The organism is Polaromonas sp. P1_F8 (assembly GCF_056405635.1).
In genome coordinates, this window is record NZ_JBFUBS010000001.1 from 1,596,197 (window position 1) to 1,606,900 (window position 10,704).

Genomic DNA, 10,704 nt, shown 5'->3' on the forward strand with positions numbered 1-10,704 from the left:
TTTCTGTAGCTGCCGCAGTGCAAGTGTGTAATGCTGCATTTAATTGCACTATAGGACAACACCCTGATTTCTTTTGGCCGTGCCTTCGATTAGATTGGCCTAGTTTTTGCATACTTAAGACCTCCTATGACGGCAGTTAATAGGTCCTCGGAATTACATGAATTGCCGGTTCGGTATTTGGCAATTATTACCACCACTCCACTCAGGCAGTCTGGGGGTATTCCAGCGCCAGCCCGGCCGCCTGCCAGGCATCAATCCCGCCGTGCAACGGCCTGACATTGCTGAACCCGGCCGCCATCAGGCGCTTGGCCACCAGGGCTGCAGAAGCATCGTTGGGACAAGCGCAATAAACGACCACGGCGACATCGTGCGGGATGTCAAGCGATGCCCGGGTTCGGTCCAGGTCCGACCAGACCAGCGCTCCCGGAATAATGCCGCCACCGGCACGCGCCAGCTCCGTGCGCACGTCCAGGATGACTGCAGGCTTGTTCTGCTGCGTGAGCTGCAGCAGCTCCTGCGGTGAAATGCGGGCCATGCGCAGCTGCCGGTAAAAGCGCTGCCGCTGCCACCATTTGTGCGCCAGGAAGAGCGCAAACGCAGCCAGCAGCACCATCAGCCCGATGCGCCCCATCTGCTCGAAAATGGCCAGCACGTCGGCCACCGCGTCATGAAAAATCATGCCGATCCCGACACCGGCACCAGCGTAAAGCGTTGCGCCCAGCGCATCAAAAACCAGAAAGCGGCCGAAGGGAATGCCGGTGCGTCCGGCCAGCGCCGTGGCCAGCGAAGCAAACCCGGGAATGAACTTTGCCAGAATGAGCGACTTGACACCCCAGCGCGTGAAGATGGATTCGGTTTGCCGCACGCAGGAGTCGGGCGACAGCGAAATGCGGCACAGCGTTTTCAGCACGCGGCTGCCGTAGCGGTGGCCGGCCCAGTACCAGACGCTGTCCGCGACCAGGCAAGCCAGCACGGCGGTGAAGATAAGGCCTGCCGCGGAGTATTGGCCGTTAAAGCTCAACGCGCCGGTGAGGATCAGCACCGGATAGGCCGGAATCGGCAAGCCGAGCTGTTCCAGCCCAACATTCAGGAAAACGGCGGCGAGCCCGTAGTGCTCGAGCCACACAATGATCTGTTCCATGGAGTCGCGTTACTTTCTGCGAGGGTCGTTGCGGGCTGCAAAGCCGTTCAGCCCCGCTTTTGTTGCCCGTTCATGCAATGTAGACGGCTACAGCGCAGCAGTAAATGGTGGCCCGGTGAATGTTCTTTTTCCATAGGGAGAACAATGGAGAACAATTCGGGTTATTTGGGCTGATTTTGGGAGGCGGCGCCCGGCGCCTGCGCTACCATGAACCCTTCCCCTGTTCACGTGACTCAGAGAGCGACTACCGATTGAAATACCTTGTGGCTGTCCGGGCCCTGTGCGAGTTCACCGCCAAGCATGGCGACCTGGACCTGCGTTTTACGCCATCACCTTCCGCACAGGAAGGCATGGCCGGGCACGCCATGGTGGCGTCGCGCCGTGCAGAGTCCTCAGAGTCTTATCAGGCCGAAGTCAGCCTGGAGGGCGAGTACAAGACCCTGAAGGTGCGCGGCCGTGCCGACGGCTACGACCCTGAACGCAACCAGCTTGAAGAGGTCAAGACTTTCCGGGGCGACCTGCACGCCATGGCCGACAACCGCCGGCACCTGCACTGGGCACAGCTGAAGATTTACGGCTGGCTGCTTTGCGAAGCCAAAAAGCTGCAGGACGTCAACCTGACACTGGTGTACTTTGACGTGGCCAGCACGCAGGAAACACCGCTGACCGAACATTTTTCCGCCGCGTCGCTCAAGGAGTACTTTGAAACGCAGTGCGAGCGCTTTCTGGGCTGGGCCAACCAGGAGCTGGCGCACCGCCAGGCGCGTGATGCTGCGCTGGCCACGCTGGCATTTCCGCACCCCGCATTCAGGCCGGGTCAGCGCGAGCTGGCCGAAGCGGTTTACAAGACAGCCCAGGCCGGCACCTGCCTGATGGCACAGGCGCCCACGGGCATCGGAAAAACCATTGGCACGGTGTTCCCGCTGCTCAAGGCTGTGCCGAAAAAGCAACTCGACAAGCTGTTTTTCCTGGCGGCCAAAACACCGGGCCGCAGGCTGGCGCTCGATGCGCTGGACCGCATCAAGGGCAGCACGACGGCTCTGCCGCTGCGCGTGCTGGAGCTGGTGGCGCGTGACAAGGCCTGTGAACACCCGGGCAAGGCCTGCCACGGCGACGCCTGCCCGCTCGCCCAGGGCTTTTACGACCGGCTGCCCCAGGCGCGCAGCGCTGCGGTGCAGCATGCCGCCGCACAAGGCCCGCTCGATAAAGCAGCACTGCGTGAACTGGCGCTGGCCCACCATGTGTGCCCTTACTACCTGAGCCAGGAACTGGTCACCTGGTCGGACGTGGTGGTGGGCGACTACAACTATTACTTCGACACCAGCGCGCTGCTGCACGGCCAGGCCGTGGGCAACCAGTGGCGCGTAGGCGTGCTGGTGGACGAAGCGCACAACCTGGTGGAGCGCGCGCGCAAGATGTACTCAGCCACGCTGAGCCAGGCGCAGCTGCAACAGGTGCACGCCACCGCGCCCCGCGCCGTTCGCGGCGCACTGGAGCGGCTCAACCGCAGCCTGCTGGAATTGCAGGAGGCGCAGCAGGCGCGCGGCGAGGCCTACCAGGTCCATCCCGAGCTGCCCGTGCCTTTTCTGAAAACCCTGGCGCAGGCGCTGACCCAGATCACCGACTTCCTGCTGGCCAACCCGACCCGCATGGACGGCGAACTGCAGGATTTTTATTTCGAGGCACTGCACTTTTCGCGCATGGCTGAAGACTTCGGCGAACACTCGCTGTTTGACGTGACGCTGCAGCAGGAAGCCGGCCGCGACGCGCTGGGCCAGGTACTCGGCCAGCAACTCGCGGTGCTCAACATCCGCAACGTGGTGCCTGCGCCCTTCCTGGCGCCGCGTTTTGCCGCCGCGCAGTCGACGGCACTCTTCTCCGCCACGCTGAGCCCGCAAAACTACTACGCCGACACGCTGGGCCTGCCGGCCGGCACCGTGTGGACAGAGGTGGAGTCACCCTTCCTGGCCGAGCAGCTGCAGGTTTCGGTGGTGAGCGACGTCTCCACGCGCTTTCAACACCGTGACGACTCGCTTTCGCCCATCGTCGACCTGATGGCGCGCCAGTATGAAAGCCGGCCTGGTAATTACCTGGCGTTCCTGAGCAGCTACGACTACCTGCAAAAACTGGTCACGCTGTTCCGGCGGCGCTACCCGCATATTCCCGTGTGGGAACAGACGCGCGGCATGGAGGAAGCCGCGCGCGACGCCTTCCTGGCGCGCTTCACGCCGGCCTCGCAAGGCATAGGCTTTGCGGTTTTGGGTGGCTCGTTCGCCGAAGGCATAGACCTGCCGGGCGACCGGCTGATAGGCGCGTTCATCGCCACACTGGGCCTGCCGCAGGTCAATGCGGTGAACGAGCAGATCCGCGAACGCATGGGCGTCAACTTCGGCGCGGCCCAGAGCTACGACTACACCTACCTTTATCCCGGCCTGCAGAAAGTCGTGCAGGCGGCCGGACGGGTCATACGCACCACCTCGGACCGCGGCGTGGTCTATCTCATGGACGACCGCTTCACCCGGCCCGAAGTACAAAGCCTGCTGCCGGGATGGTGGAAAGTGGCGCGGCTGCGCGCCAGGCGGCGGGAACCGGCCGCGGCGTTGTCGGAGCCCCACTCCCTGAATCACTAAAGCAAAAGCCCGCGTCCGCGGGCTTTTGCCTGTACGGCCATAAAGGCCGCTCACCATGCGGGGCCTAAAACACGCCCAGCAGCATGAGGATAAGAACCACACTAAGGGGAACACCCAGTAACCAGGCAATGAGAGGCATTTGATTCTCCTGAAAGTTGTCAAATTGAAGACAACTTCAATGTAGATTGCGTCCGGGGGCGGCCATGCCAGCCTGAAGGCTTGCTGCAAGTAAGGAATCGCTGACGCGCGTGTAGTTGTGCGGCTCGCCCGCCTGCAGTCCAGCATGGAAACACCCAGAATTCAAGCAAAATCGGCCCGCAGGTCAATCGGGACGGGTGTAAGCAGCTCCGAAAATGATAGCAACCTTGTCACCTCAATCAGCAAGGAATGCTGTTCGCCGTTCTGGCAGTTGCCATAAACCCCAGGCCAGGGGGCCGGCAGCATCAAGGCGTGCAGAGGCGTTAGCGCTGGCTGAACTGCAGCGCGCCCAGCATGCGCTGCACGGGCTGGGTTTCAGGCAGGACATACACCACGCCATGGCTTTTTCCCAGCACGGGGTTCACGACGGTTTCGTAGAAATTGACGGGCACTACGACACACCCCAGCGAAATGCGGTTGTCGTCAGGTGTTTCAGAAGCCAGCCGTTCGGCGCGGCGTTCTGCCGGAGCCGCAGGGCGAAGACGGTGGATTGCCAGCTTGGCCGTGTAGTCGATCCACACAATAGCCTCACCGTGAAGGTTGTGGCCGGGTTCGGAAACAAACCGGCCTGCCGGCGTGGTGCGTTCGTCTGCGCGCAGGCTGGCGACGTTGCGCTGCTCCATGCCCGGCACCGTGTGGTCGCCGGGTGTCAGGCCGGTCAATGCGGGCGATGCGCCGCGCAATTGCCCTGTGGCGTCGAACACAAAAATGCGCCCGCCTTTTTTATCGACCACCACAAATGGCAGGCCCTGGTTATCGCGTGCGTTCATGATCCAGCGCAGGGCGTAGCGTGCATCGGCCGATGCCGCCACCAGTGTCATGTCGGCGGAACTGCCGGCGCCCGGCACCGCCATCACGGGTTCCGGGCCGCGTACCAAGGGCGGATCTACGGGAATGGCAGATGCCCACAGAGGGATCGCAGCGAGAAAGGCAATGGCCGCCGTGCAGACGGTTTTTGCGCGCAGTGCCTTTCCTTTGAACAACATCCTGATCCCGTGGGTTGAATTCATTGCCATGTGCGGAGCACATGAAAAAGCCGGCCTCGAACCTTTTGGGTAGGAGCCCGGCTGTGGTTGCACCATGTTAGCGATGCAAGCAAATGTTCACAACGGAAAAACCCTGAAATCCTCTGGAATTTTGCTATGCTTTTAATAGCAATAAATCGTTTGCTGCATTGTCATGCAATGCTTTTTTTGCAGCCAAATTTAGCTACTCAGGAATTTGGTAACAGCGGCCACATGTGGGCATTTTCGCATGGGAGATGCGAGCGCGCAACAGTACGTCAGGGGGTTGTTACAACTCACTCTTCGCGAGAGGTGATCGAAGGAGCGAACAGGCGGGTGTCAGGCGGCGGGGCGAAGCCCCTGTTTTGCGGCAAGCGCATGGGCGGCAGGAAAAACCTCAGCCAGTGGTTTGATTTCCGGCAAAACGTAAATCACGCCATAGCTCGCATTGAACGCGCGCTTGAGTACATCTTCGAAAAATGCCACCGGCATGTTGATGCACCCGTAGGAAATACGGTTGTCCTCGGTACCGGGAGACGCAAGCCTTTCCAGCCGGCGCTCTTTGGGCTCGAGTGTTCGTACGCGGTGCATGGAAACAGCCGCCTCGTAATCCACCCAGACAACATCTTCACCCAAGGTGTTGCGGCCAGGCTCCCCCATAAACCGGCCCGCCGGTGTGGTGCGTTCGTGGGGTTGCACCTGCGCAATGGGCCGCCCGCCGATACCGGTCACGGAATCATCGCCGACCGCCGCACCGATCAGCACGGGCGTGGCGCTGCGCAACTTGCCGGAGGGTTCGAAAACAAAAACCTTGGTATTTATCTTGTCGAGGATGACAAAGAAAAGCCTGCGGTTGTCCCCGGAAGCAACCACCCAATTGGCGACCTGCCGCGCCTCATCCGACGCGGGCTCTTCACCAAAATCGGCAAAGCGCAAAGACGGCGCCAGCTGCAAGGCGCTGGAAGGAATGGGGTTCAGGGCCGGAGAGGAAACCGGACGGGCATGAAAAAGCGGCAATGTGAGGACAAGCAGTGCCGAGCCCAGCAAGATGCCTTGCTTGATGCCGTCAAGAACGTCTGCGCGGCTGGTGCCGGGCCCATCGCCGGCCGGGGGCGCGGGCGACCCAAACACGTTCATGAAAATACGACGCATGGCCAACGCTAAAACAACAAGGACGATCCGGCACCTACGTGAAAACGCTCCGGAAGCCGCGCCTTAAAAGACACGGCAAACCGGAGCGGCGTCACACCAAGGCGCATGACGGTCTGGGTTTAGTTGCGGTCAGCTTGTGCTGGGCGCTCGGTCTGGAAGCCAGCCGTGTTGCTTTCAGTCGAGGTGGCAGGTGCCGCACTGCTAGGCGTGGTGGTGTCCTGGTTTTGCATGGTCTGGCCGGACGATTCTGCAGGCGCAGCTGGTGCCGTTGGGGTTTCGGTCTGGGCGTATGCCAGGCCAATGGTGCTCACAACAGCGGCAGCGGCTACGGCAGAGGCCAGGGATTTGGAAAACTTCATGTCTTGCTCCTTAAGTCATGCCCATCACAGGCAATCAGGGTTGGTAAATGGCTGGCCGTATTGCCAGCTAATTCCAATTTACGAGGGGAGACTGGGACACGGCGTCGGTCCGGTACGGCCTGTCATGTAGGACAAGCGAGGTCACAAAATGCTACGCACCGAACCAATATAAACACCTGGGCCTGATTCAATGACTCGAGGTCGCCCAGGTTTCTTGCGCGTTCCGCGCTGAATGGGGCCGCACTTGCCACATGCCGCGGTCCCCCTTGTTTCTGCATATTTATCCGGTGGACTATTCGTTGGGATTGTTGCCCTTGAGGCCGTGCTCGGCCTTGATGGCCAGCTGAATTTTTTCAAGCTCATCGATGAGCTGGTCTATGCGCGGAAAATTCTTTACCGGTGCCGCCCCCAGGGCTTCAAGCTGTGCGCGAAGCCGTACGTACTCCGCTTGCAGATCGGGTTTCACGCAGGTACCGCACCCGGTTTGATGCCGGTGTCTCTCGCCGCCCGGATTTCCGGGCTGCCGGCCGCCGTATTTTTCTTCGCAGAACTGGCAGCACCGAAAAGATCGACCTGCTGCGGCTCGTCGCTGCGCGGGCCGTATTGCAGGTCGGGGCCGATCAGGCGCTGCAACTCGCCGTAACCGGTGGCCAATGCAGTGTCATATGCGGCAAAACTGATATCGGAGCAGGACACCGATTCAAACACCAGAGGATCCGCGTGGCTCTCCAGGATGCGCCAGCAAAATTCGCCTGGCGCGGGTTCTTCGACTGTCAGGGCAAGGGAACGCAAGGGGGCATTGAGTTGCGCATTGACCAGCGTGGATTGGCTCATAAATATCCTAGAAAAAGGCCGGGATGGCCAGGCATGACGTTGTTGCGCAGTTGATAGCGCAGCCGAAAAATATCAAGGGAATGAAAGGTAACTTTCAGCATCGGCACCTGCTCAGGTGCAAGCACGATGTGAGCGGGAAGAAGACCTGGGTCCGGGTTCATGTCAGCACTGGGCTTGGGGCTGTGGGTTGATTGATTTTTGTTATTGCCTTGAAGCAGCAACGGGTAATTTGGCTAATGTTGGGTAACGGCTGCACTGCGACAGTTTAAGCAAGAGACTGTGACACCCGGCAGTGATTAGTACCGTGAAAATGTAGGAGAAGACCGACACCCTCCCTGGCGAGGTGTGTCATGCGAAATGGTTATATTGCAGGCTAGCCAGAAAAATGCACCATGCGCAGCGCGCCTTAACGAAAAGCCAACGAAAAGCCCATGAAAAGCCTCTATAAATATTTCTTTCGTGGCCTCATCACCATCCTGCCGGTGGCACTGACGGTATACCTCCTCTATATCTTTCTGGCATGGATGGAAACTGCCGCCCTGTGGATGCTGCGCCCTCTCATCGGCAGTTTTTACCTGCCCGGCATGGGCTTGGCGTTCGGCATCCTGACCATTCTGGCGATTGGCTTCCTGGTATCCCAGCAAAGTGTGCGCAAAGTGCTGTCTTTCGCGGAATTGCCGTTTACCAATTTGCCGGTGGTCAAAAGCATCTACTCGTCGCTCAAGAGTTTTGCCGACTACTTTTCACCTTCGGGCAAGCAGGGCGAGCAAAGCGTGGTGATATTGCGCATGCCTGGGCACGCGATGGAAATCGTGGGCCTGATCACCCGCCGCAGCTTTGCCGACCTGCCTTCCGGATTCCTTCCGGGTGAGCGTGTTGCGGTTTATTTGCCCATGGGCTACATGATCGGCGGCTACACGGTGTTTGTGCCGACGGAGTGGGTGCAGCCTATCGACATGTCGGTGGAAGAAGCCATGCGCTCGTCACTGATTGCGTGGATGGCCCGCCCGCCGGCCGCGGGTACTGGCAGCGGCAGCCCGGCCGGCTGAGCTTACGCTGGAGCGGCGTAAAGATTTGTTATCTGTGGTTTCCCACATGGACAAATCGCGTGGCGTGGCTATATTGAACCCGTCCCCCACAACCCGCGCATTCGCTGATGCGACCCGGCCATGACAAGCACAACGACAACGAAGACAAGCCGCAAGCCACCCCTTTACAAATCGCTCTACTTCCAGGTGATCTGCGCCGTGATCGCCGGTGTGCTGCTGGGGCATTTTTACCCTGAGGCCGGAAAGCTCATGAAGCCGCTGGGCGACGGCTTCATCAAGCTCATCAAGATGATGATCGCACCCATCATCTTCTGCACCGTCGTGATCGGCATCGCCGGCATGGAGGACATGAAGAAGGTCGGCAAGACCGGTGGCCTGGCGCTGCTGTACTTTGAAGTCGTCAGCACCTTCGCATTGATCATCGGGCTGGTCCTGGTCAACGTATTCAAGCCGGGCGAAGGCATGAATGTCGACGTGTCCACGCTGGACACCAAAGCCATCGCGGCTTATACCGGCCCCGGGAAGATGGTCGGCACGACCGACTTCATCATGAACATCATTCCGTCCACCGTGGTGGATGCCTTCGCCAAGGGTGAAATTCTGCAGGTGCTGCTGATCGCGGTGATGTTCGGCTTCGCGTTGCACCGTTTCGGCGGGCGCGGCACGCTGGTGTTCGACTTCGTCGAAAAAGCCTCGCATGTGCTGTTCACCATTGTCGGCTTCATCATGAAGGTGGCGCCCATAGGCGCTTTCGGTGCAATGGCCTTCACCATAGGCGCTTATGGCGTGGACAGCCTGGTGTCGCTCGGCAAGCTGATGGCCGCTTTCTATGCGACCTGCCTGATCTTCATCTTCGTGGTGTTGGGCACCATTGCACGCCTGCACGGGTTCAGCATCTGGAAGTTCATCAAGTACATCAAGGAAGAGCTGCTGATCGTGCTGGGCACCTCGTCGTCCGAGTCCGTGCTGCCGCGCATGATGGAAAAGATGGAGAACCTGGGCGCAAAGAAAACCACCGTCGGCCTGGTGATCCCGACCGGTTATTCGTTCAACCTGGACGGCACGTCAATCTACCTCACGATGGCGGCGGTGTTCATCGCGCAGGCCACCAACACGCCCATGACCCTCACGCAGGAACTCACGCTGCTGGCGGTGCTATTGCTGACTTCGAAAGGCGCGGCAGGCATCACCGGCAGCGGATTCATTGTGCTGGCCGCCACGCTGTCGGCGGTGGGTACCGTGCCTGTGGCCGGACTGGCGCTCATTCTGGGAATTGACCGCTTCATGTCGGAAGCGCGGGCGCTGACCAACCTGATCGGCAATGGCGTGGCCACGATAGTGGTCGCCAAATGGACGAATGATCTGGACACCGAGCGGCTCCAGACCGGGCTCAACAATGAAACCTGGGTCGAGGCCCAGGAGCCCGAAGTGCTGATCAACAAGAAGACCGAGCACATGGCGACCGGCCGGCGCTAGGGCCTGTTCACAGTTCAGGGAAAAACAACAAAGCCCGGCAAACGGAGGATTCTCCGCCTGCCGGGCTTTGTGCTTTTTTGGGGCGCGACGAGCCGCCGGTTTAGCGAGCCTGGCGCGGTGCCGGGCCGGGGCCGCGGCCAGCGATATGGCGGAAGGTGATGCGGCCCTTGCTCAGGTCGTAGGGCGAGAGCTCCAGCGACACCTGGTCACCCGCAAGAATGCGGATGTGGTTCTTGCGCATCTTGCCCGAGGTGTAAGCCACGAGCTTGTGGCCGTTGTCGAGCGTGACGCGAAAGCGCGAATCAGGCAACACTTCGTCTACCAGCCCATGCATTTCAATCAGTTCTTCTTTGGCCATGATGTAACTCCTAGGGAATTGGAAAAATTGTCAGTGATGTCTGTTGTAAGGGCTGGCAAGGCTTATGCGCAGGCCGGCGCCGAACGCTCGTGGATCCAGCCGAGGGCATGTTCCGTCGCGTAATGCACGGCCGCGGCCGCACTGTCGAAAAGGCCGCTGAAGCGCATCACGCGGTCGTGCGTGGCGCTGCCGCTGCCTGAGCGGATGGAGACCGATGCAGCGTAGCGTTCGCCTTGCTGCTTGGCCAGTGGTGAGACAAGGTACTTGCCCACCGCGATTTTGGTGTGATCTACGTTCATAAAAAGTCCGTGCCGGGTATGTGTCCCGGCTTGATAAATAAGGAGTAATCGGCTTGCGAGCAAGCCGGCGGGTGTTCGGTGTCCACCCACCTGGCCCTTGTCAGGGGCTGGGCTGGTTGAGCCATGCGTGGCACTGTCGGGAATAGTGCTCACCGGAAAAACGGAACAGTGTTGAGAAGGTTCAGGGCTGTATGGGCACTGAAA

General features: G+C 60.1%; 12 protein-coding genes. 3 read left to right on the forward strand and 9 right to left on the reverse strand.

Features of this window, described 5'->3' with window-relative positions:
- Positions 1-202 precede the first annotated feature (202 nt).
- On the reverse strand, positions 203-1,141 hold the full coding sequence (locus tag AC1D1J_RS07520; RefSeq protein WP_477694309.1) for a DedA family protein/thiosulfate sulfurtransferase GlpE: 939 nt from the start codon (positions 1,139-1,141) through the stop codon (positions 203-205).
- 251 nt (positions 1,142-1,392) lie between these two features.
- On the opposite strand from AC1D1J_RS07520, the gene AC1D1J_RS07525 reads away from it, so the two are divergent.
- A complete protein-coding gene (locus AC1D1J_RS07525) occupies positions 1,393-3,771 on the forward strand; it encodes an ATP-dependent DNA helicase (protein WP_477694310.1) in 2,379 nt (792 codons plus the stop codon).
- 461 nt (positions 3,772-4,232) lie between these two features.
- On the opposite strand, the gene AC1D1J_RS07530 is transcribed toward AC1D1J_RS07525, so the two are convergent.
- The 6 genes from AC1D1J_RS07530 to AC1D1J_RS07555 all read right to left on the reverse strand — a co-directional run bounded on the left by AC1D1J_RS07530 (position 4,233) and on the right by AC1D1J_RS07555 (position 7,479).
- Positions 4,233-4,955, reverse strand: a complete 723-nt coding sequence (locus AC1D1J_RS07530) for a hypothetical protein (RefSeq protein ID WP_477694311.1) — start codon at positions 4,953-4,955, stop codon at positions 4,233-4,235.
- A 357-nt stretch (positions 4,956-5,312) separates the two neighbouring features.
- A complete protein-coding gene (locus AC1D1J_RS07535; RefSeq protein ID WP_477694312.1) occupies positions 5,313-6,125 on the reverse strand; it encodes a hypothetical protein in 813 nt (270 codons plus the stop codon).
- A gap of 119 nt (positions 6,126-6,244) precedes the next feature.
- Complete coding sequence (locus AC1D1J_RS07540) at positions 6,245-6,484, reverse strand: hypothetical protein (RefSeq protein WP_477694313.1); 240 nt, start codon at positions 6,482-6,484, stop codon at positions 6,245-6,247.
- A gap of 292 nt (positions 6,485-6,776) precedes the next feature.
- Positions 6,777-6,950, reverse strand: a complete 174-nt coding sequence (locus AC1D1J_RS07545) for a hypothetical protein (protein WP_477694314.1) — start codon at positions 6,948-6,950, stop codon at positions 6,777-6,779.
- Complete coding sequence (locus tag AC1D1J_RS07550; RefSeq protein ID WP_477694315.1) at positions 6,947-7,318, reverse strand: hypothetical protein; 372 nt, start codon at positions 7,316-7,318, stop codon at positions 6,947-6,949. The genes AC1D1J_RS07545 and AC1D1J_RS07550 overlap by 4 nt, the downstream gene beginning before the upstream one ends.
- On the reverse strand, positions 7,315-7,479 hold the full coding sequence (locus AC1D1J_RS07555; protein ID WP_477694316.1) for a hypothetical protein: 165 nt from the start codon (positions 7,477-7,479) through the stop codon (positions 7,315-7,317). The genes AC1D1J_RS07550 and AC1D1J_RS07555 overlap by 4 nt, the downstream gene beginning before the upstream one ends.
- Before the next feature lie 270 nt (positions 7,480-7,749).
- Here AC1D1J_RS07555 and AC1D1J_RS07560 point away from each other — a divergent pair, with 270 nt between their 5' ends.
- Both AC1D1J_RS07560 and AC1D1J_RS07565 read left to right on the forward strand, forming a co-directional pair.
- A complete protein-coding gene (locus AC1D1J_RS07560) occupies positions 7,750-8,367 on the forward strand; it encodes a DUF502 domain-containing protein (protein ID WP_477694317.1) in 618 nt (205 codons plus the stop codon).
- Between the two features lie 120 nt (positions 8,368-8,487).
- A complete protein-coding gene (locus tag AC1D1J_RS07565; protein WP_477694318.1) occupies positions 8,488-9,843 on the forward strand; it encodes a dicarboxylate/amino acid:cation symporter in 1,356 nt (451 codons plus the stop codon).
- Positions 9,844-9,943: 100 nt separating this feature from the next.
- Here AC1D1J_RS07565 and infA read toward each other — a convergent pair whose 3' ends face one another.
- Together infA and AC1D1J_RS07575 are read right to left on the reverse strand one after the other, a co-directional pair.
- Complete coding sequence (gene infA, locus AC1D1J_RS07570; RefSeq protein WP_092132708.1) at positions 9,944-10,201, reverse strand: translation initiation factor IF-1; 258 nt, start codon at positions 10,199-10,201, stop codon at positions 9,944-9,946.
- A gap of 62 nt (positions 10,202-10,263) precedes the next feature.
- On the reverse strand, positions 10,264-10,500 hold the full coding sequence (locus AC1D1J_RS07575; RefSeq protein ID WP_457282145.1) for a hypothetical protein: 237 nt from the start codon (positions 10,498-10,500) through the stop codon (positions 10,264-10,266).
- Between the last annotated feature and the right edge of the window lie 204 nt (positions 10,501-10,704).